Annotated in this window: 21 protein-coding genes; 9 read left to right on the forward strand and 12 right to left on the reverse strand. The window is 53.2% G+C overall.

The genetic code is table 11. The features are described 5' to 3' along the window. Nucleotides 1-99 precede the first annotated feature (99 nt). The 4 genes from ACYVG7_RS14065 to ACYVG7_RS14080 form a co-directional block, all read right to left on the reverse strand. A complete protein-coding gene (locus ACYVG7_RS14065; RefSeq protein WP_460883718.1) occupies nt 100-1,077 on the reverse strand; it encodes a LysR family transcriptional regulator in 978 nt (325 codons plus the stop codon). Between the two features lie 211 nt (nt 1,078-1,288). After that, entirely contained in the window at nt 1,289-1,927 is a 639-nt protein-coding gene (crp, locus tag ACYVG7_RS14070; RefSeq protein WP_460883719.1) for a cAMP-activated global transcriptional regulator CRP, read from the reverse strand. Nucleotides 1,928-2,367: 440 nt separating this feature from the next. Next, a complete protein-coding gene (locus ACYVG7_RS14075; RefSeq protein ID WP_460883720.1) occupies nt 2,368-2,607 on the reverse strand; it encodes a YheU family protein in 240 nt (79 codons plus the stop codon). A gap of 19 nt (nt 2,608-2,626) precedes the next feature. Beyond that, complete coding sequence (locus ACYVG7_RS14080) at nt 2,627-4,012, reverse strand: aminotransferase-like domain-containing protein (RefSeq protein WP_460883721.1); 1,386 nt, start codon at nt 4,010-4,012, stop codon at nt 2,627-2,629. 148 nt (nt 4,013-4,160) lie between these two features. Here ACYVG7_RS14080 and ACYVG7_RS14085 point away from each other — a divergent pair, with 148 nt between their 5' ends. From ACYVG7_RS14085 to ACYVG7_RS14100, 4 genes are all read left to right on the forward strand, one after another. Further along, nucleotides 4,161-4,781: a LysE family translocator gene (locus ACYVG7_RS14085; protein WP_460883722.1), complete on the forward strand. Its 621-nt coding sequence runs from the start codon at nt 4,161-4,163 to the stop codon at nt 4,779-4,781. Nucleotides 4,782-4,889: 108 nt separating this feature from the next. After that, complete coding sequence (locus tag ACYVG7_RS14090; protein ID WP_460883723.1) at nt 4,890-5,483, forward strand: LysE family translocator; 594 nt, start codon at nt 4,890-4,892, stop codon at nt 5,481-5,483. A gap of 143 nt (nt 5,484-5,626) precedes the next feature. After that, nucleotides 5,627-6,754 carry a 1-acyl-sn-glycerol-3-phosphate acyltransferase gene (locus ACYVG7_RS14095; RefSeq protein ID WP_460883738.1) on the forward strand — a complete coding sequence of 376 codons (1,128 nt, stop codon included), beginning with the start codon at nt 5,627-5,629 and terminating at the stop codon, nt 6,752-6,754. A gap of 122 nt (nt 6,755-6,876) precedes the next feature. Then, nucleotides 6,877-7,173: a DUF1294 domain-containing protein gene (locus tag ACYVG7_RS14100; protein WP_460883724.1), complete on the forward strand. Its 297-nt coding sequence runs from the start codon at nt 6,877-6,879 to the stop codon at nt 7,171-7,173. 78 nt (nt 7,174-7,251) lie between these two features. Here ACYVG7_RS14100 and ACYVG7_RS14105 read toward each other — a convergent pair whose 3' ends face one another. The 7 genes from ACYVG7_RS14105 to ACYVG7_RS14135 form a co-directional block, all read right to left on the reverse strand. After that, on the reverse strand, nt 7,252-8,400 hold the full coding sequence (locus ACYVG7_RS14105; RefSeq protein WP_460883725.1) for a type III PLP-dependent enzyme: 1,149 nt from the start codon (nt 8,398-8,400) through the stop codon (nt 7,252-7,254). Nucleotides 8,401-8,790: 390 nt separating this feature from the next. After that, entirely contained in the window at nt 8,791-9,213 is a 423-nt protein-coding gene (locus tag ACYVG7_RS14110; protein ID WP_460883726.1) for a type IV pilin protein, read from the reverse strand. A gap of 97 nt (nt 9,214-9,310) precedes the next feature. Further along, nucleotides 9,311-12,532: a pilus assembly protein gene (locus ACYVG7_RS14115; RefSeq protein WP_460883727.1), complete on the reverse strand. Its 3,222-nt coding sequence runs from the start codon at nt 12,530-12,532 to the stop codon at nt 9,311-9,313. Nucleotides 12,533-12,552: 20 nt separating this feature from the next. Then, nucleotides 12,553-13,065, reverse strand: a complete 513-nt coding sequence (locus tag ACYVG7_RS14120) for a pilus assembly PilX family protein (protein WP_460883728.1) — start codon at nt 13,063-13,065, stop codon at nt 12,553-12,555. 10 nt (nt 13,066-13,075) lie between these two features. Beyond that, nucleotides 13,076-14,140: a PilW family protein gene (locus ACYVG7_RS14125; protein WP_460883729.1), complete on the reverse strand. Its 1,065-nt coding sequence runs from the start codon at nt 14,138-14,140 to the stop codon at nt 13,076-13,078. 18 nt (nt 14,141-14,158) lie between these two features. Further along, nucleotides 14,159-14,590: a type IV pilus modification protein PilV gene (gene pilV / locus ACYVG7_RS14130; RefSeq protein WP_460883730.1), complete on the reverse strand. Its 432-nt coding sequence runs from the start codon at nt 14,588-14,590 to the stop codon at nt 14,159-14,161. Nucleotides 14,591-14,607: 17 nt separating this feature from the next. After that, nucleotides 14,608-15,105, reverse strand: coding sequence for a GspH/FimT family pseudopilin (locus ACYVG7_RS14135; RefSeq protein WP_460883731.1), 498 nt, complete (start codon nt 15,103-15,105; stop codon nt 14,608-14,610). A gap of 706 nt (nt 15,106-15,811) precedes the next feature. On the opposite strand from ACYVG7_RS14135, the gene ACYVG7_RS14140 reads away from it, so the two are divergent. From ACYVG7_RS14140 to ACYVG7_RS14160, 5 genes are all read left to right on the forward strand, one after another. Next, on the forward strand, nt 15,812-16,267 hold the full coding sequence (locus ACYVG7_RS14140) for a type IV pilin protein (protein ID WP_460883732.1): 456 nt from the start codon (nt 15,812-15,814) through the stop codon (nt 16,265-16,267). Nucleotides 16,268-16,273: 6 nt separating this feature from the next. Further along, a complete protein-coding gene (locus ACYVG7_RS14145; RefSeq protein ID WP_460883733.1) occupies nt 16,274-16,753 on the forward strand; it encodes a GspH/FimT family pseudopilin in 480 nt (159 codons plus the stop codon). Beyond that, nucleotides 16,740-17,153 (forward strand): type IV pilus modification PilV family protein, encoded by a 414-nt coding sequence (locus tag ACYVG7_RS14150; RefSeq protein ID WP_460883734.1) that lies wholly within the window; start codon nt 16,740-16,742, stop codon nt 17,151-17,153. Before ACYVG7_RS14145 ends, ACYVG7_RS14150 begins: the two co-directional genes overlap by 14 nt. Before the next feature lie 11 nt (nt 17,154-17,164). After that, the gene (locus ACYVG7_RS14155; protein WP_460883735.1) at nt 17,165-17,701 is read left to right on the forward strand and encodes a PilW family protein; all 537 of its coding nucleotides are present in this window, start codon (nt 17,165-17,167) and stop codon (nt 17,699-17,701) included. Nucleotides 17,702-17,829: 128 nt separating this feature from the next. Next, nucleotides 17,830-19,665: a DUF7305 domain-containing protein gene (locus ACYVG7_RS14160; protein WP_460883736.1), complete on the forward strand. Its 1,836-nt coding sequence runs from the start codon at nt 17,830-17,832 to the stop codon at nt 19,663-19,665. A gap of 459 nt (nt 19,666-20,124) precedes the next feature. Here ACYVG7_RS14160 and ACYVG7_RS14165 read toward each other — a convergent pair whose 3' ends face one another. Next, complete coding sequence (locus ACYVG7_RS14165; protein ID WP_460883737.1) at nt 20,125-22,065, reverse strand: hypothetical protein; 1,941 nt, start codon at nt 22,063-22,065, stop codon at nt 20,125-20,127. Nucleotides 22,066-22,169 lie beyond the last annotated feature (104 nt).

Here is a 22,169-nt window from a genome sequence, read left to right on the forward strand (position 1 = left end):
AAAAAAATCGGCCCAGATCCGCGAAATTTTAATCAGCGAGTCAGCTTGGGAAGAAATGACCTGCTTATTCGCACCTTCCCTAGCACTGTCGCTGCTCGGTCATGACCTAACGTTATTCGCGGTGGCCGAGAGGGCGGGTGGCATGATGCGGTTTCCGGCCTCCATGATGGCTTGGCGTAACCAGATATGGGCCACGTCATGATGTAGCAGCGGGCTCCATACCATCATCAATTCGATAGGCGGGATGGGCAGTGGCGGTTGCCGCAGCTGTGCCTGTTGCAGCTTGAGTGCCAACGCTGCAGCTCGAGCCGGGATGGTGGCGATCAAACCACTTTCCAGCGCCAGATCGATGGCTACATGATAGTTCCGGGTGAAGACCCGAATATGTCGGCTCAGCCCTTGGCCTGCCAGTGCCTGATCGACCCAGCCGAGTTTTTGTAATTCGTTGAGCCCTATGCCGACGCCAACTCCGTATCCGGTCTTGCTGACCCAGACATGTTCTGCCGCCAGATAGTGTGCCGGATCCCACTGCTGGAGAGCCGGATGATCGCTCGCCAGCAGACAGAGGAACTCATCGCGCCAGATCCGTTTCTGATGAAAAGAGTCCGGGAGCTCGGCAAAGATGTTTAGCGCCAGATCGACGCGCCCCTCCTCCAATTCATGAAAGGTCACATCGCTGGGCGTCATGATATCCAGACTGATGCCAGGAGCCTGGTCCCCCAGTTGCCGCAGCAGAGTTGGCAGTAGGGTCGACGCGGCGTAGTCGCTGGCCATGATCCGGAAGCGGCGTTGACTCTGCTCCGGCACAAAAGCACTGACCGGGGACAGGGCAGCCTCCAGTTGCAAGACCAGCTGGCGGACGACCGGCTGCAGGGCCCGAGCTCGGGGTGTGGGTTGCATGCCATTTTGTGTTCGAACCAGTAATGGGTTCTGAAACATCTCCCGTAGCCGTTTCAGACCGTTGCTCATGGCCGGTTGTGTCAGCCCCAATTGGGCGGCGGCTCGGGTGACGGATTGTTCGCGTAGCAGCACATCCAGATAGACCAACAGATTAAGATCATAGTGACTGATATTCATGAGAGTAATCCTTAAGGCGTATCTCATTAATCTAGTTAATCTTTGGGACCGGTAACAGTGGGGCTGGTGGCGACATGGCAAAAATCGGTATCTAGTGACACCTGCAGGATAGCCTGTGCTGGTCGTGACCAACCCAGAGGTGAGACGCTGAGCGGTGCCGAGAAAAAACAAAGCCCGCAGGTTGCGGGCTTTGTCTGGCTGGACTGGGTTATCAGCGGGTGCCGAATACCACGATAGTCTTGCCATGGGCGGAGATCAGGCTCTGATCTTCCAGCATCTTCAGGATCCGTCCCACGGTTTCGCGGGAGCAACCGACGATCTGGCCGATTTCCTGACGGGTGATCTTGATCTGCATGCCATCCGGATGGGTCATGGCATCGGGCTGGTGGGCCAGATTCAGCAACGTCTGGGCGATACGGCCAGTGACGTCCAGGAAGGCCAGGTTACCGACCTTCTCGCTGGTGGTCTGCAGACGACGCGCCATTTGCGAGGAGAGACGGATCAGAATTTCCGGGTTGACCTGGATCAGTTGGCGGAATTTCTTGTACGAGATTTCGGCCACTTCACAAGGGCTCTTGGCGCGAACCCAAGCGGTACGAGTCGGATTTTCACTGTCATCAAACAGTCCCAGCTCGCCGATGAAATCGCCCTGATTCAGATAGGAGAGGATCATTTCCTTCCCTTCTTCATCCTTGATCAACACAGCAACCGAACCCTTGACGATGAAGTAGAGGGTTTCAGCTTTCTCACCAGCATGGATCAGGGTGCTCTTGGCGGGATATTTGTGAATGTGGCAATGAGACAGGAACCATTCCTGAGTCGGGTCAGTTTGCGGCTTGCCAATAACCATTGTGAGTCCTCTTGATTACACTACCCAGTGACCAGAGTCCTGGGTCTTATCCTTAGAATCGATGACCTAGCATACGGGGCACGAGCCCCAAATGGCAAGATACCTTGCTTCAGCCAGGGGTTTTAAGACGTGAGCCGTGTCTCCGGATCCAGTCGGCCGGAGGCTGGAGCCGATGGTTGCACCACGACTCCGGATAGAGCTATTACGCTAAGGCTGGAAGGTTTTTCAGCCTGAGGTATGGCACGCATCATACGCATGGCGGCGGGGAAACCAAAAGGGTCTACGGAGCTCTGCGCCAATTGCGCTATGAGGTTGTGATCCTGATCACTGGCATGATTGGTCAAAGCTCAGGTCATGGTCTACCGCAGTAAAAATGGCAGGATCCGGGACTCTCGGTGGCGGGTGACCTCCGGTTGTTTATCAACCGGTTGTCGGGGCATTCACTCCTCATCCTGCGAGGCGCGAGCCTGCAGTTCATGCCGAGGCATGATATTGACGGTTTCATGTAACTCGCTAAATACAATCACCGCCTCACCCTGTTGCAATTGTTGTTGCACATGGGCCACCTTGTCGGCCAACGAGATCTCTTCTGCACCATAGTCGGTACCCTCCCGCAGCACAAAGTGCTCAATCAGGCTATTGAGGGTTTCGGCGTCTAGCTCTTGCCAGGGGATCAACATGGGAACCTCGTGGGTGAAATTACATAAAATTCTGGGTCGGCCCCGGACTTTCCAGGAGCTGACACAAGGTGGTGAGTGCCTGATCCAGGGCCTGATTATCCAGAGGGTGGCTGATGGACAAGCGCACGGCCTGCGGCGATGGAAAGTGGCCGGCGGCAAAGAGTTCGGCTCCGGCAAGGCCAATGCCGGCGGCTTCGGCAGCCTGAATCAAGGCTGCCGAGCGCCAGTGGGCAGGCAACTCCAGCCAGGCGTGCATACTACCGTCCTGATAGTGCAAGTTGAAGCGCCCCAGATGGTGCCGCAGCAAGCTGGCTCGTTGAGCCAGTTGCTGGCGTTGCTGTACCAGGATCCGATCCGCTTCGCCGCCTTCCATCCAGCGACAAGCCAGCTCGACCAGGAGTGGGCTGACCATCCAGCTGGCCCCGCGAATGGCCTGGCTGGCGGCGGCTTTCAGGGCCGCAGGCACCAGCATGTAGCCAATACGCAGACCGGCGCTGGTACCCTTGGAAAAACTACCCAGATAGATGACGCGCTCCGGTGCCAGATTGACCATGGCCGGAGGGCGGTGTCCGGGCAGCAAACCATGGACATCATCTTCGATGACCCAGAGTTGATAGCGTTCACAGATGGCCAGGATGGCCTGTCGGCGCTCGACGCTCATGATGGCGGTGGTCGGATTCTGCAGGGTCGGGATCAGATACAGTGCCCGATAATGCCCGCTTTGACAGGCTTTCTCCAGCGCTTCGGGCAGTAGTCCCTCCGCATCCATCGCCAGCCCTTTGAGTTGTAAATGGAGGGGGTGAGCCAGGGTATTGAGCCCGGGGTAGGTCAGGCCTTCACACAGCAGACTTTCACCGCACAGGCCGAGTGTCATCAGGCTGAGCAGCAGGCCGTTTTGCGCGCCGTAATTAAACAGCAAGCGTTCTGGATCGGCCGCTATGCCATGTGCGGAGAGCCAGGAGCAGGCCCGCTGCCGCTGACTGCTGCCGCCCTCGGCGCTGTCATATTCCATCAGGGCATTGATTTGCCCTGGCTCCTGCATCAGAGCTTGCATGGTGTGCATAAAAGGTTCGGTACGATCCAGGGCGACCGGAAGATTTTGCCACATCTCGATACGCTCCGGATTGGGTTGCCGGATGTGCCAGGCGCGGGCCTGGTTCGACTGCAGATCGCGGACATAGGTGCCGGATCCGACCCTGCCCTGCAGCAGCCCCAAGTGTTCCGCCTCACTATAGGCGCGGGTGACGGTACCGACGGTAACACCCAGACGGTCCGCCAGGGCGCGGTGAGTGGGTAGTCGCTGGCCACTCGGCAGCGTGCCACTGGCGATGTCATCGCGGATGGCCTCCAGTAGCTGACGGTAAAGGGGCCCGCGGCCACTGAGGTGGGGAGTCCAGATTGTCATGGTGACAATAAATCCGTTGATCCTAAATTGTCATCATAATACCGTGGGTTTGTGCCGTAAAACAGCACAAATGTGAACTTCCCTCTATTTTGTATCGATACAATGTTGGCATCCGGATGCATTTTCTTTACGTCAAAGAGAGGCTGTTATGGCGTTTGAATGGTTATTCCCCCTAGCTGGATTCGCTTGGGTTACTTGTATTACTCCGGGTCCGAACAATGTGCTGTTGACGGCATCGGGCGCCCGGTTTGGATTCCGCCGTACCTTGCCTCATGTGGTCGGTATTTCGGCGGGTATGGGGGGCATGCTGTTGTTGGTGTCGCTGGGGCTGGGTGCTCTATTCCAACAATGGCCGCTAGGGCAAACGGTGTTGCGAGTGCTGGGATCGGGTTATCTGTTATGGCTCGGTTATCTGATTGCTCGTTCGGCCCCGTTAAATATTCAGGACAAGGGGTCACTGGCGCAAGGTGCCGCGACACAGCAGCCCTGGGCGGTTCATCAGGCATTGTTGTTCCAGTTTATCAATCCCAAGGCCTGGTTGATGTCCATCTCGGCGATTGGCAGTTTCACCTTGCTGGGGAGTGACTACTGGCTCTCGGTTGGGCTGCTGATTGGGGTCTTCTGTCTGATCTGCCTGAAAACTTGTCTGGTCTGGGCCCAATTCGGTGTGCAAGTCGGTCGTTGGTTGCGTTCGCCCCGGGCCTGGCAACGTTTTAACTTGGTCATGGGACTGCTCACCGCTGGGTGTGTGGTGATGATCTGGCGTTAATCCGGCGAACATGAGAATCTGCCGCTGAATTTTTTGCCATGAGGTTCCGGGTCCAATCGCGCTGGCCGTTTGTCTCTGGAACTGTGCATTCAATGATGAGGAGTTTGGATGGATTTTGCCTGGTTTCTGCCTTTGTTAGGGTTTGCGCTGATCACCTGCGGTACCCCGGGACCGAATAATATGTTGCTTACGGCGGCGGGAGCGAATCTGGGTTTTCGTGCCAGCATGCCGACGCTGGTGGCCGTGGTCAGTGGCTTGAATCTGATCATGCTGGCCACGGCACTGGGGCTGGGTGTGGTGTTTGCCTCACAACCCATGCTGCATCAGGGGCTGCGCATCATCGGCAGTGGCTATCTGCTATGGTTGGCCTGGAAGCTGGCCCGAGCCGGTGAGCCGGGTGAGCGTCGAGTATCTGAGATGCCGCGCTGGCATCAGGCCGCGTTCTTGCAATTGCTGAATCCGAAGGGCTGGTTCATGGCGTTGTCGGCGGTGGGCGGCTTTACGTTGGCGGACAGCAGTTACTGGCCATCCGCCATCGTGGTGCTGGCGACTTTCTTTGCCATGGGTCTGATCACAGGTGCATTCTGGGTGTTGTTTGGTGCTCAGGTTCGACGCCTGATCCGTACCGCCCAAGGCTGGCAACGTTTCAATCTGTGCATGGGGTTGCTGACGGCAGCGTGTGTGGTGATGGTCTGGATGTAGATTTTGGGGTTACCCAAGAGCTCCTCACTCGCTGGTCGGCGCTGTTTTAACCGCGCCCCAGCTAGTGTTTACAGCAAATGCGTGTAGAATTTGCGCCGATTTTGCGCCTTTTGCTGACTAAGACGAATTAGATGACTCAACCTCTGCACGACCCGGATCTGTTTGCCGAGATCCGCCCTTACCATGATGATGAAGTGCCTGCCGCTTTGGCCCGTTTGATTGCGGATGATGAGCTATTGGCCGCGATTGCCCACTTCCGTTACCCCCTGCTATCCCGCTGGTTTGGGTGGCTGCTCAAGCCACTGATCCGCTTGGCCATGCAACGCCGCTGGGCCAACGTCAAGACAGTGCGCGATGTGCAGATGGAAGTCGCCCATTTTATGGAGCAGATGATTGCCGGAACGACCGATGGCGTGACTTATTCCGGGCTGGAACAGCTGGAGTCGGGGAAGGGATACTTATTTATCTCCAACCATCGGGATATTGCGATGGATCCGGCCTTCGTCAACTGGGGCCTGTATAAGTGCGGCCTGGAAACGGTGCGGATTGCCATTGGCGATAACCTGTTGCGTAAACCCTGCGCCACCGAGCTGATGCGTCTGAACAAGAGTTTCATCGTCAAGCGTTCGGTCAAGGGGCCGCGGGAGATGATGAAAGCCTTCACTGAACTCTCCGCCTATATTGCCCACTCCCTGGCCGATGGCCATTCCATCTGGATTGCCCAAAAAGAAGGGCGCGCCAAGGATGGGGATGACAAGACGGATCCGGCCATTCTCAAGATGTTCTATATGGCCGGCAAGCAGCAGAAATTGCCGTTTGCTACCTATATGCAGCAACTGAATATAGTGCCGGTCGCTATCTCCTATGAGTTTGATCCCGGTGATGAAGCCAAAGCGCGTGAGCTGGTAGAGCGAGCCCAGAGCGGCAGTTACGAAAAGGGCGAGTTCGAGGATATCGACAGCATTGTTGCCGGTATTGTCGGCCATAAGGGACGGGTGCATGTCAGCCTGGGTAAACCGCTGACTGGCGATTATGACACCCCGGAAGCCCTGGCTGCCGCGATTGATCTGGCGATCCATGGCCAATATCGTCTGTTCCCCAGTAACCTGTTGGCGGCTGGGCAGTCCGATGGTGTGTCGCCGGAAGAGCGTCAGCGCTTTGAAGCACGCTTGCAGGCGATGCCGGCAGAGTTGCGTGCCACGGCTCGCGCCATGTACGCCAAACCGGTCGAAAATCGCGCCGAGTGTGTCGCCGAGATGGTGGATGCCTAAGGTCGTTACCGGGTTATCGTCCTGAATCACCTGCAGAGGGAAGCCATGGCTTCCCTCTGATGTTTTCAGGCGCACAGAACTCGATGCGCGCTTGCCCCTCGTTATGAACAAGGAAATAGTCGATGTTAGCTACGGTACCTTTCACCCATATGCCCTGGGACTGGCTCCTGGGGGTTAGCTATGGGCTGATGAGCCTGCTGACATTCGGCCTGATGGCGCTCGACAAACGTCGGGCTCGTCGTGGCGAATGGCGGATCCCCGAGCGCGTGCTACACCTGTGCGAATTGCTGGGCGGCTGGCCAGGAACGCTGCTTGCGCAACATGGGCTACGGCACAAGAGTCGCAAGCTGAGTTATCGACTGGTGCTGTGGGGGATCATGGCGCTGCATCTGCTGATTGCTTGGCTCTGGCTGCTCTGACGAACAATAAAAAAAGCGAACCCGAGGGTTCGCTTTTTTGTCGCGCGCGTTTTTTGCCGCGTGTGCCCCGTGCGTTGCTTAAGCGACGGCTTTGAGGGCGGTCGCGTCGCTATCCATCACCAGAATGGAGGTGCGGCGGAAGAAGTTGAACTCGGTGGCAGAGGCCCAGGTGTAGGCGCCCATCATCTTGCCAATCACCAGTTCACCCAGCTCCAGCTCCGGCAGCATGATCTCTTCGGCGATGACATCCACGCTATCGCAGGTCGGACCCGCCAGAACGGCAGGATGACGCTCACCCTTGGCGTACGGCGTACTCTTCGGGTAGAAGACGTGGTCAAACAGCTGGCCGCTATAGCTACCGTACAAACCATCATCCAGGTAGTACCAGGTGCGACCAAAGCGTTCGGCTTTACCCATGACGCTGGAGATCGAAGTCATGGCCGGAGCCGAGATGAAACGGCCTGGCTCAGCGAGCAGGCGGATGCCTTCCGGGGTCTTGGCCAAGGCGCTGCGGATCGGTGCGCAGAACGCATCAATATCCAGCTCGCCACCGGCGTAATCCACCGGGAAACCGCCGCCGATATCCAGCACTTGCAGAGCCAGATCCTGAGCCTCGGCCTGACGCAACAGCTCATTGCATGCTTCGATGGCTTCCACGTGACGCTTGGCGTTTGGTACCTGGGAGCCGACATGGAATGACAGGCCTATGACCTCGATGCCCAGTGCTTTGGCTTGTTGCAGCAGTGGCAATACCATCTCGGGTGTGCAGCCGAATTTCTTGGACAAGTCGACTTTGGTTTCCGGATTCGGGAAGCTGACGCGCAGCAACAAGCGGGCTTGCTGCTTGTAAGCGACGAACTTCTGCAGCTCGACCGGATTATCAAAAACAAAGATGTTGCAGCCATAATCCAGCGCGTAGCGAATATCGGAATCGCGCTTGATGGGATGGGTGTGAATACATTCGTTCGGGTTTATCCCGGCCTCGCGCATCAAGTCGACTTCGCCATTGGTTGCCAGATCAAAATTTGCGCCTTCAGCTTTCAGGACATCCACTACACCCATGTGGGGCAGGGGTTTTAACGCATAGTGCAACGTCACGCCCGGCAGTGCAGCGCTTAACGCTCGATACTGACGGCGAATCGCTGCCTGATCCAGGATCAGCAGGGGAGAACCATGTTGGGCGACCAGGCCGCGGTAATCAATTCCCGGAACGAATTGGCTGTTCATCTTATGCAAACACCTCACAAAAGGGCCATGGCCCTGAACCAAGTTAACCTCCGGCAACGAGAGGCCGGAGCGACGATCTACTAGTTGATGCGTAAACGCGCGCATTATCGGGCATCTGCCTGACTATGCAATAGTTGTGGCTAATTCCTCATCCCCTGAGCAGGGTTTTTTGGTGCTTCTGGAGCATTAACGGCGAGTGGATCTGTGGTGTATTGGCTTAAAAATCTAACATCATCGACAAAATGAGCATTAAAGCTTGTCGATCAGTCCGAAATTGGCCCCAAGACAAGAATATTGTCGCAAAGTGGACTTGATGAATAAATTTGCTCAAAAAGATAAAAAAAGCCAGCGAGTGCTGGCTCTAGAACCCCCTGATCGGCTTGGCATCGGTTACCAGCAGGTGCTGCTGGTCGGAGTGTGGGTGCCGGTCTGATCGAGGGTGTAGGTACCGCAACTGTCGCCGCTCATGACGCCCGTCGGAACGGCTTGCAGCGTGAAGACGGTGGCGCTAACCGCGGGCGAGCTGGTCAGACTCAGGTTGTAGTAGGCGCTGCCACCATCCCGCGGGGCCTGGGTAATGGGTAGGGTGACGGTTGTATCGCTTCCGCACTTGTAACAGCCATCGGCGCTGAACTTGCGCTCCATGAACTGCCCCAACTCTAGCAGTGCTGCTTTGGCCTCAGCGCGGCGCGTGGATTTGACATGTTCCATATACGAGGGATAGCCCACCGCCGCCAGAATGGCGACCACGGCGACGGCAATCATCAATTCAACCAGCGTGACACCGCGAGATCGTGTATGCGTAACCAACATCTACTGCTCCTTGTCGGGTGGATCCTGAAACGTCTGGTGCTCCGTCTCCGGTAACTATGATACCAAGAGACGGGCACCAGAAAGCAATGTTCAGCCGTTAGCGCAATTGCCGCCAGGATTGACGGCCCTTGGCGTTCGGGCTGATGACTTCTAACGTTTTCTTGATGCTCCCGGAAGAGCCGCTGGCATATTTGATTTCCGTGGTGTCATCTACTTCGACAAAGGCCGACTTGGTCAGGATTTCATCAAAACCCTTGCCGCTAGCGGGTAGGGAGACCGACTGGTCACCTAGGGTCACATCCTGGTTATCACTGCTATCAATTGTGCCGTCATTGTTGATATCAAATACCGGATAGCTCAGGCGTGAACCGGTCAATGGGGCCAGTTCCAGTAGCCAGGATTTTCCACCATAGTCGCAGGGATCGGTGGAGGGCAGCATGCTGGTGACCACCAACTGGTCCTCCCGGAGCTGGATATCGGTAATGACCCGCTCACCCACACCCGTGCTCAGTCCGGGGGTTAGCAGATCCAGATACCAGCCCCGCTTGCTGCCGTAATTGACCTCATTATTCGAGATTATCCGGGTGCTGGTGGCGGAGACTTCGGCCAGTATGCTCTGCTGCACCAGATCACTCTTGGCGATCAGTGTCGGGCTGGCTTCCAGCTTATCCCAGACGCCATAAAGGGCTTGCAGCTGTAATGAGCTGCGATCCTCGTTGGTGAAATAGCTGCCGGTAGCAAACAGCACCATGACCCCACCGTTGGGATGGGCAATCACCATGGGGCGTGCGGTAATCGGCTGCCGGTTGCTGGTGGAACAAGTGGCATCGGTACACGCGGTGAAAATCTTGCTTACGCTCCAACTATTACTCTGTTTTGAACGCAAATCGAAGCGCCATAAATTGCCGAGTAGATCGCCGGCGTACACCAAGTCCGTGACTCTGTCGCCATCGAGATCGACCGGTACTGGGTTACTTAAGCCGTTCATGGTGCCACTGCCGCTGGTTTCGCTAGTGGTTAATATCTTCAGCTCATCACTATTCGCAAGGTCCAGGACGAGCAACTTGCCAGCTCGATTATCCTCATAACCATTCGCGATCAGAGCAACCCATTTATCATTAGCAAGCTGTCCCATGGTGGGTTGCGGTAAGGCATAGCCCATATTGGCGCTGGTATATTCCCAAAGGATTTTCTGGGTTGAAAAGTTCGCCGGATCCGTTACATCCAGTGCAAACACAGATTTCCCGCCAGCACCCGTCGAGCCAAGCAGCACCGTCTTCCACTGGCTGCCTAATTTGGCATCACCCACCTTTGGGCTGCCATCAACTAGATAGGAGTGGTTACTTGGATAATTTTTATCGGTCAGTTTGTTGAGCTTAGGGACGATAGCATAAGGGATATAGGCAAATTGTTCTTCACCGGTTGATTCAAGAAACGCGTGCAACATACCGTCATTGGCGCCGACGTAGACCATAGAGGGGCGAGAGCCCTTACTGGTCATGAAGCTGGCATCGCCGACGCCATAGTCTTGATTGCTGACCAGTACCGGGCTGGAGTTGACAATATCACCCAGCAAGTTGGTGCGGGTCCGGAACAGGCCATTGGGCTGGCTCAACTCCCGGCTCTGATCGCCGCGCAACCAGGCAAGGCGCAACTCGCCATTGCCATCATTTGTGCCGGCTGCATTGTTGTTCAGCGCCGCCTTTTGCTCATCATCCAAGTTATTCCACTCAAAGCTAATTGGGGCAAGACCGTTACCCTGGATTTTTTGGGTGTAGAGGTTACGAGAGCCTGCGGCAGGTATATGAGTTGAGGCTTGCCAGACAGCTGCCCCCAAACTGCCGTCACTGCTGTTGAGGGGATAGGCGGTCAGCTCGCCGCTCCAGTCGCCGGAGCTGAAACTGGCTTGATAGATGCGGCTGCTGGTACCGAGCCGCGCCGTATTACTGACCATGGCGCTGGAAGAACCGGTGCGGGCTTGAATTTTACTAAAGGCATCGAGTAGGGCATCAACAAATAGTTTTGGGTTTCCAGCGTTATAAAACCCACCGCGGCTATTGACGGCGGCATGCCAAAGATCGTCAATCCGCGCCGTATTCTGATTAGTGGTTGGGTTGGTCCAAACTGCAGAGCCAGATTTTAAAAGCGCTAATGTGGCATTTTGTTCGTCAGTTGTAGATGATTGTAAATTCCCATCAAGACCAAAGCTGACCGTAAAATTAACCATATGCTGCCAGAATGCGGGATCCTCAGAATTGGGGCTGACTTTATTGTCAATGCCCGATTGAAGATCCGTCATCCAGTAATACATGGCAACATCAGCCAATGTGTTTGCGTTGGTATCCTTGTAGGGTGTTGCTGGTGTATAGGTGTAGTCGTTGCCTCCGGCATTATTTGTTATCTTCTTACCTTCCTGATTGTCTATATTCCCGATATTAAAGCCATTATCACCATTCCAATAACCATCGGTCATAAGGATATGATAGCTCTGGCGGCAGCTTTTAAATCCACCCGCACTTACATCCTCTGGGTTGTCGGCCCATGGTTTTTTGTCTGTTGCCTTATAATATTCACCAACGCTTTTCATGGCGCTTCGTAGCGGAGTGCCGGATTGTAGCTGAGTGCCTTTTCCTGACCTGACTCCAGTGAACTGATAAAGCCATGTAAAGAAAGCACTTTTGGTTGTTGCATTAAATTTTTTTACGCCGGTTGAAACAGGCGAGTGAATTGTTCCATATCCCACTCTGTTTTTGTCATCCAATGCATAAAAGGCGCGGCCTATTCCTCCTTGAGCTGCTTTTATTCGAGTGCTGTAATAGATGGACCAATTGGCGTAGTTAGTGCTTTCTTCCGTAAATGTGCACGAGCTCTGGTTGGTATTGCAATCTGAGCGTGTAGCGCTTTTATTATAAGAAGTAACGCTTGGCTTTATTTCTATTGGTTTTCCCGCCGTCTTTTTATAGTAAGTGCATGGAGAGTTTTTCGTACATATGGTTGCGCCGCTACCGGCTGGGTATAAGGTTCCATCGGATTTTATCCATGGCTCATACGTTATTTCCGGGTTGTAATATAATCTATTCACCGTATGGTCTAAGAAGTCATTTCCGGTTGGCGTTTTATCATTACTTGTTAAGTCATTGTCACGCATTGATGTGGAATCATCGAGGGTGAATACGATATTCGGTTCAATGGCGTTATCATTTTCCAAATACAATGGCTTTGTCGCTATGGTATCCGCCGCTGCCGAATTTCCGAGCGCTGCGAATAAGACAACAACCAGCAGGTTGATATAGTTCGAGTTGCTATAGATGTGTGACATGGTGGCAGTATCCCTATGCATTAGCGTCGAAAAGTCGATTGCAATACCGCTCGACTGGTCGTGGTTTTCCCAACGGCACTGGCTGTAATTCGGTAGATAAACATAGTTTCAAGAGGTTGGTCGGCTTCCAGACTCAAGCCTTTATTGGTGACCTCCGGGAGCTTCTCGACCAGATATTTGGGCGTGGCCGCCACTTCGCTCAGAGCGGTGCTATCGCGCCAGTTGGCGGTGGCGGACTGCCAGTCGGTGGTGACTCCGGATTCGGCAACATCATACAAACCGGAGGTTCCCGTGGTGTCAAAGGCACCACTGGCCACGGCTGCAGCGGTCGTCATAAAGAGTTCCCCATTGCGCAAGGCCGCTTCGGCTGCGAGAAAGGCTTGTTCACTGTCGCGGCTATTGCCGGCCATTTTCTCTTGCAGGGTACTGCCCCGCATGGCGGCTAGACCGCTTAACGTCAGCAGTAGCAACATGATCAGGCAGATGACTAACACCATGCCTTGTTGCGCTCGAGCAAAGGAATAGAGGTTCATCGTGCAGCTCCTAATTCAACCGATTGCGCAATACGGCAGTAATGGTGGTTGGCATATACCAGCGGGTATCGGTGGCCGTGAAGGTGGCGCCATTGAAGGTGAAGGATTGTTTCTTCGGCACTATGCCGGTCTCTTCACTGCCGAGGAGTAATTGCAGCTTGAGGGTCAGGACGTTGCCCCAATTGCTGACGTTATTGGCAGTTTGGTAACTATCTGTCTGACGATCACTGTTGGTATCCACGCCATAGAGGATCTGCAAATCAAAGACATAGTCCAGCAAGGGGGTCGCCAAGCCACCGTTAAGCTTGCGATAGAGAGCGGGCTGACCCGTGACGCTATTGGTTGCCAGATAATAGGTGCTGGTTTGGTAACTCATCAGCTCGGCGTTGGTGCCAAATTTATCGCTCTTTTTATTCGGGTCCCAGTCCGAGGTGTTGTTGCCTGGCACATAGGCATGGGCGCCGTTGTTATTACTCACGTGGGTTATGTTCACTTTATCTGGTCCGGCTGCATCTGGTCCGGCTGCGCTCAGCCCAGTAATCTGGAAGATGCGAGCCTTGCTGCAATCGGTGATCAGCGCGATATCGCCATCTTTCAATAGCGTCATGGCCGAAGGGGCGGCAAACAGTTGAGCGGCATTGTTATTGGCTACAATCGGCACCGGAATGTTACCAGGCCCTTGAATCAACAACAGATCGGTGTTGGCCAGCGGCGTGGGATCTCCGGTCAGGTGGTTCGATAATTCAGTGGGGAGAGTGGCGGTCAGGTTGTTGTAACCACGCAATCCGGCGCTAAAGTCGTAGGTCAGGGTGGTGGCACTTTCCAGCACACTGGTAATAGCAACATTTTGTTTGCTTAAACAACCGCGGTAGCCGGTCATGCGCAGCTCTTTGCTCAATAGATCCTGGGCAAAACGGGCGTTGTCTTGCACTACACCGACTGAGTTAGTGGTCCGGTACGTGGTGTTATTGCTGACAAACAGTTGTAACACCGCCGCTGTGAGCAACAGCCCTAGCGTGATGGCAACCATCACTTCAACCAGCCCGAAGCCCTGCTGTCGGATACGCTTCATCATGGGAAACCTGACCATCACTTAGATCTCCGTGCGATAGATAAACTGCCGACCGGCATTACCATTTTTCAACCGTGATTCATCCCATTGAATCGTGATGGTGAAAGTCGTATTCGTGTGGGCAATCCCGCCTTTGCCAGCGGGTAGCTGCGCCAGCCGCGTTTTCCAGTTTTGTAAATCGATGGCGTGAATGGCTGTTCCGGTCGGAGCGGCTGCGGTAAGCGCATTGTCATAGCTGCCGGCTAGTGCAGCATTGCGGTTAGCGCGCATCAGGTCACTGATTTCATTGACCAGTTCGGTCGCTTGGGTCCGGACGAGCGCAGTCTGGTTACTCTTGAGCGAGGTTGCTTGCATGGCAACCATGCCGAGCACGCCCAGCCCTAGGACCACCAGGGCAATCAGAACCTCCAGCAACGAAGAACCGCGCATCTGCTGCGCGTGTGGCAACTTCATGATTTGACTCTCCATTGTTAGCTACTGCAGCTGATCCGGCTCAGGCTGGCACGCCCGGAGACCTGGACCGTCAATAAACGCTGCTCATTATTTTGACAACCGCTCGGTTTGAGTTTGAAGGTACTGGCGCTGTTGGGTACCGCGAGCGTTCCGTTGGCGGCAATCCGGAGTTGGTTATGGCTGGCGTTGACGGTGCTTTTTATGCCATCGAATCGGCGCAGCAGAGTGTCTTTGCTGCTGTCAAAGGTTGTGTCGCCATCATCCACTCGAATTTCCCAACCCGCCTGCCAGTTGGTACTGGTTTGCGGAACAATCCATATGGATACCCCTCGTTTCACCGCCTCGCTGCGCGCCAGTTGGATAGCTCCGAGCAGGGTATTCCCCTCCGTGCTGGCGGCGCCCTCGCGGATCAGGTTGTTAAATGCGGGCACACCCACGGTCGCCAGGATTGCAACGACGGCAATCGTGACCATCAGTTCCATCAGGGTAAAGCCATGACTGGTGTCGTTTGGCATCGGGATCTCTATCGGACTAAAAAACAGCTTTGGCGATCAAGTCACCACCTATTGGTAAATATCGCATTGGGACGGCTGGGCCGCCAGTTTTGCCAACCGACAATTATGATCCAGGTCACGGGATATGGCTTTTTATTATATAGCGTCATGTATATATTCTTCAGTTAGATATGTCTAGTTTTCATATGAATCCAGCCATGCTGGTGGTTAGGGTGCTACATAATAGCTGGATTGAGCTCTTTATGAATCCCATCTATCAGTGAGCAACCCAGTCGTCATACGACTCTTTCGTACCGCTAAAAAATCATGACTGTTGATGTTTGAAACGGTTTTCCAGCTTTGTTTCCCTCACTGTGCTTTACAAGAACTTCACTTAGTGGTTATTCGGTCTCTATGATATGCCTTTCATTGCATTTAATGTTTCCATCTCATTGATATGTATGAAGCAATTGTTTGGTGTTTGGTTATTTTTACAGTATCGAAGTGAAATGGTGTTCTGGCCGATAATAGTAATAACGCCAAGGGCTGAATTCAGAGTGAAACTCGGTTGAATTAATCGTTTCTCTGCAAAACGTACCTGCCTCGCAAAAAGTGAAATTGTTCACGCTCTTTTCTTGAGCAAGAAGTCGAGAAATGAGACATTTGCCCATATGCAAAGAGCCATAAGAGGCTGTTCTCGATGTGGTCGGCAAAGGAGTGTGGCGGCATGATCAATCGGCGTTCTTTTCGAGCTTGCGGAGTAGCTCGAACGTCAACCATAGCGTGGCGAAAACGTGGGTCCCCGCCGCCATTGCGGCAGTTGGGATTTACCCTCATTGAGCTGTGCATCGTAGTGGTAATCGTGGCGATACTGGCTGCGGTTGCCATTCCCAGCTATCAGAAGTACGTGCGGGATAGTCGTCGTCAGGAGGCCCAGCAAGGCTTGTTGACTCTCTCCTTATTGATGGAGCGCAGTTTTGCTCGGGCCGGGAGTTACCCGAATACATTACCGAGCACCGATCTACCAACGGCCTATTATACCTTCACTCTGGATGCGGCCTCGTCATCAGTCAGTACGTTCAAGATGCAGGCAGCGCCTACTGGCGGTCAGAGTGGAGATAGTTGCGGCACCATGACGCTCAATCAGGCCGGTCAGAAAACCCCGGCCAACTGTTGGAGGTAATATTGTATGCAACCGCATGATTTAGGGAAGAAACAGCGCGGCTTTACGCTGGTCGAGATGATGGTCACTGTGGCGGTCGGCATGATTCTGGTCAGCATAGCGGTACCTGCCTACAGTTCACTGGTCAGCAACTCTCGGTTTGACAGCGCCACTCAATCTATTTCCATGGCCTACCGTATCGCGCGCAGCGAGGCAGTGAAAAAAACCACCGCTATGGCCGTCAGACCTGTTAACCAGGATTGGAATCAAGGGATTGAAGTTTGGCAAATCAGCCCGGCGGCACTGGTGTGGACATCGGGAACACCCGCCAGTGGAACTACGCTGAGTGTCGCCGTGCCATCTGCGGCGGCCAGTACCCAGATCTGGATTTCTGCCAACGGCGCCGTGACCCAGCCACAGGCGATCACCGTCACCTCTACAACCTTAAATCAGACGCGCAATCTGTGCGTGCGACTGAGTGGAACTCTAACTCATGGCAATTGCTAACCTGATTATTCGTCGGCGTCATCCGGTGGTGCGGGGTTTTGCCCTGCTCGAGATCATGATTGCCATGCTGGTGGGGGCCGTGGCGCTACTTGGGTTGGGAACCCTGCAACTCAAGACCCTGCAGTCGGCTTACAGCAGCCTTGATTACACGATTGCCACGATCCACGCCAACAACTTGATTGAGGGAGTCTGGAGCAATTTGTGTGCGAACCGGGTCAGTGGCGCTGTCTATACCTCGACGGTTGAGTCATGGCGTCATACCTTGCCGCCGAGTGTCAGCGCGACCGTGGCCACCAGCTATTCCGACTCGGCCGTCTACAACCTAACCTGGAACGATGCGCGCCAGAGCGACAACAACAGCCTGAGTCTGCGGGTGACTTATCCGGCGATTTGTCCATGAGAGGGGGAAATATGAAATCACACCGGCATCAGCGCGGGTTCAGCTTGATTGAATTGATGATTTCCATGGTATTGGGGCTGGTGATAGTGCTGGGAACCGCCTCTTTCTATTCAACATTGCGTGGCACTATTCTGGAAGCTAACCGGCTGGAGCGAGCGCAGGAGAGTTTGCGCACCGTGGCGCAAATCATGGGGCGCAGCTTGCATCAGGGCGAGACGGTGACCGTCACGACGCCTCAGAGCCTGACCGTCACCTATGGCAGTATTCAGTCTGGCGATAGGGTCTTGAGCTGCCTGGGGCGGTCGCGGGTCAATGGTGAGAGCGATACCTTTACCTTTGAAAATAATAATGTGCTCTGTAACGATGGCGGAGTGGGGGGGGCTCAGGTTATTGCCACCAATATTGCGAGTTTATCCATGTCAACGAATGGTAGTTATGGCGTCAATATCCTACTGACACCTATGGAGCTCCCCAGTGCCTTATCCGGCGGTATTACCCTGCGTTTTGCCTTACGGCAGAAATATATTAAGGATCATATTCAGAGCTAACTAGTGGCTCCTCATTGCGCCATTTAGCGGCCATGAGTGTTGTGAATGATATGCGGAATATGACCCTTATATTGATGATGGATCACATCTTACGGCCATAAACAAGGCTGTTAATTTCAGGAGTGAGAATGAAAAATACAACAATGCTAGCCGGAGCCAAGCGTGGCTATGTGCTGGTCAGTGTCCTGGTTCTATCGCTGGTGGCGAGTATGGTCGTTTTCGTTTCCATTCGCGAAAACCAACTACAAGAACGCATGAGTGGTAATCAGCAAAAGATGATTAATGCCAGATTGGCGGCTGAACGTGGTATTGCTGCCGCGCTGGATTATATCACGACCCAGATGGCTTCTGGGTCAGATATCAATGCGATTGCCACTGGTAGCGGATTATCGGCGCTCCGGGGTACTCCTGATAATTATCGCTTGTCGAATGTGGTTTATGTGAATGCGGATAAACGGTTGTCTTTGTTGAGCACTGGGCATGATTTAAATAATGATGCAACAGCGCAATTAGTTGGTAGATTTGAGTTGGTATCCAATGGCTCTGCCCGCGCTAAGGGCGTTATTGGCTGTGAGGACTTGAAGGTTAATGGTGGCGGGTTTATCGATAGCTATGACTCGAGTAAAGGGGGATATAACCTGAACTCAAATCATGGCAGTAATGCATTCGTCGCCTTGGTGAACGGACCATCGATCAATTTACAAGGTGAGCCAACCCAGACACCGACAGGTTTATCTCTTATTAATGGGGACTTCATTACCTATAACGGTGAACTACACACTAAAGGATCGGGTTCAATAGTCTCTGGCAATGTGACGGCAAATGGCGGCGTCATTCTCAACGGTGGAACCAGTGTCGGCGGCAATATTATTGCAAACGGTGATACGAAACTTAATGGAAAGAGCAGTGTTGGGGGGAATGTCCATGCGGCAGGTGGCTTTATCGTTAACGGAGGAGCTAACCGTGATGAGTCCTCTTCTGTTGGTGGCAACGTCTCAGCAGAGTCTGTCACGTTGAATGGCAATGCATCGATCAATGGGAATGTGATTTCGAGTGGTGAGTTGGTCACAAATGGTAACACAGACTCCATCGTTATCAATGGCAGCGCCTCGGCTGCTAGTGCGAACTTAAAAGGCACGATACTAGGGAGCCTCAGCGTGGGTGCAGGTAGTTATGAGACAGATAATAGAAACGGCACTGTGCTTGGGAACGTTGACTTTAATGCTACATCAAGGCCGATGAATACCGAGCCAAGTATTCCAGGGCCAGGTGTATTGGCTGAGTATTGCAAGCAGATACTGGCTGAAAATACCTGGTTAAAGCAACAGCTGGGTACCCTGCCGGCCGGGAATAATGGTGAGTTGACTAATAGTGCGTTTAGCAACATGAATGATGCCAATAACAAGACGTATAGCAAGCTTGATCTCACTGGGGATAACAATACGGATCGTCGAGTCATTGACGTGACCCAGAATACGACTCTTTATGTCACAGGTGAGATAAAAATGACCAATCTGACGATCAAGGTTAGCCAAGGTAAAAATCTGACGATAAAGCAGGTTACCAACGGTCAGGGCCGAGTTGTAGATATGAATGATGTTGCTATTGTCTCGGCAGATGGAGCTCCGTTAGGTACGGCTAATAATGGTGGTGTACCACCTTTTTCGCTCTATTCCGACAACAAAGGTCAAGTGAATATTCGTGCCGAGAATGGAACTGCCAATAGCCCTATGTTTGCTGCTATCTATGCCCCCCTCGCTGAGATTTATGTAAAACAGGGTGCTGGTGAGCTTTCCGGATCTATTCTTGGAAAAATTATCGATATACAGAACCCAAAAGGATTTCATTACGATGAGGCTCTGGGGAATGCCGGTGGTGGGGCTTCTTCATCCTCCATTAAGTTGACCTCTATTTTGGATTATTTCCCAGAGCAGGTCGTTGAATTGTCTGAAGAGGAAGAATAAAAACATGGTGAGCAAGTCATTGGTTCACCAATGGTTATGTTTTTCCCCATGGCAACATCTGGCCATTAATAAAAGATTCGAATCCTAGGTCTCTAATCTTTTATTAATAAATCACTCACAATGGCGCTGGTTAATCTAATGTCGCTTGATTGGTTTGGCAATTAATTGTGTTGCGCAATCCATACAGGATTTACTTATTTCCCTGGCTGGCTATATATGGGTGACTATTTGGGTGTTGGATGAGCAATTGATACTCTGAACTCCAGAATAAATTCATAAAGCAGCAGCATGTAAGCTGCGATTGTGGAATATGACACCAATAATAGAAGGTGGACAGCGCTTTCCGATATATCCAAGGCTATTCGTTTCTTCAATATGAATAAAAGGCATCCATATTGGATGCCTTTTATTCGCTGGAACCATTCAAGAGATATGTGTCATGGGCATATCAACCTCGAGTTATGGCGTGGCACAATTATAAATTTCCGGGGATGTTACCGTACTACTAACCATCATAACTGTACATCCATTGCCATTGTTCAGCTCGAGGATTGCGATGTCGTTGCCATTGCTGTTCTTGGGATCAGTTTGGGAGGCACTCAAGGTGATACTGGAAGGCTTCAATGTGAAACCTGATGCACCGAAGTTCAGTGTGACGGCCGTATGCCGATTGACGTCACAATAAAAATAGCCCGCAGGGGCAGTGGGAGTCGGCTTTTGGACCGTGCAACTGATACCAGCTTGATTGACAGACAAGGCATTCCAGTCGTTAGTGTTGCAAGCTTCGGGGGAGTCCCCACTCTTCTTGGCTGTCAGACATTTTATATCACCCTTCACACGCAGTTTGGCGTTGTTGCCCGTATTACCACTGATCCGCACGTTAATGCTGGCGGATTGATTGGCCTTGTCTGCTTCTGATATGGCAACGGTACTGGTGATGCCACTGTTACTGGTGCGTATATTAGCGCTCACTGGAATGGGTTGGCTCACGCCATTGTCCAATGGGGTTGCCTGGAGTGCCGAGAGTCGGCCGCGACTATAGGTACCGTAGTAGTTCTGGCTGGCATCAACGATAGTTTTTACCGTCTCGTTGGTGACAGTGGCATAGCTCTGGTTGGCGGTGGTCAGTGACCAGTTGGCTAGCAGGGTCAGATTCAACTCGTTGAACGGGACCTTGGCCAATAGCTCTTCATCGGTACTACTGAGTTGGCTGAGATACTGACCCGTTTCATCATTCAGCAAGTCGACATAGACGCCGCGCGCGATCAATTGCGCCGTGGCTCCGGCTTGCAAAGTCACGTCCGTGCTCGTGGCGCCGCCATTGGTGACATTCCCACCGGAACTGAGCCAACTATTGAGCGATGTCGGGGTAAAGTTGCCGCTGCGGCCCGCCTTTTGCCAGGCGAAATGGGCCCTAACCACAGATTGCACATATTTTTCATAGTTTTCTTGATTGTATGGGTCAGAAAGAAAATCCGGCGACATCACGTTGATTACCGCCAGGTTCCAATCTGGCATGGGTTCGTAGAAGCCATCGACACGCAATAGGCGACAGGCTTCTAGATAGCTGCCACTCGCAACCTCAGTCAGGTTGCTGTTGTAATGCTTGTGCGGTTTTTGCTGGAGCTGGATGTTGTAATACTGATTGAATGTACCGCTGGGGCCATCAAAGTGATTTTCGCAGCAGATATTACACAAGGGACTCTGAGCATTTTGGTTGCTGGTATTGAGGCCATAACTCTTGTCCACGCTCTGCCCGAGTTGCCAATACTGGCCTGAGGTATCCAGCAGGGGATAGGCTGGCAATTTTTTACTGGCATTACCACTTTGCAGGCTGCAGTTGCAGGAGAGAGTGACTTGATCCTCCTGGATCTTGCGGCCCGATTCGGTGTCGTAGGTAATGGTCTCGGTTTTGACCACCACATTGTCGCCGGATTGGTAGACGGTGGGCAGTGGTTTACTGGTTTCCTCTTTGGTGCCCGATTTGATGGTCACGGCCACCACATCGGGAGCCGAGCCGGGAGTGTAAGCAATCTCTGGGTTCACATCCATACCGCCAAGGGTGTCGCCCTCGGTGTTGCCAATACTGGTACTGGCGGCGATGCTGCTGCTTAGACGCAAGGTTTTGTCGCTGCCATTCTGATCGGTCCAAGCCACCGTGATTTCGATGTCTTTACGCAGTGGATATTTCAGGTTGGTAGGTAGCGGGTTTGGGCTGTTGACCACAGTCCAGGCCAGCGCATAGGTGGTGTTGCCGATGGTGTGATTACCTGCGGCAAATTTAGGTGAAACAGTTGGGCCTACATTGGTTTGAATATCCTGATAGGCAAATTGTCCCGTGGTGGTAGCGAGGGTGGTGAAGCTGCGCAGTTCATCGAGCTTATTTTCCGCCAGGTGCATGGCGCTTTCTCGAGCGCTGCTGGTAACCGTTCACCGGCCCCGGCTTGACTAAGCCGAGGTCAGGTTGAATACGTCAGGATAAGGCTGGCCCGTCATGACCGCTG

This window comes from Pseudaeromonas pectinilytica, assembly GCF_054780855.1.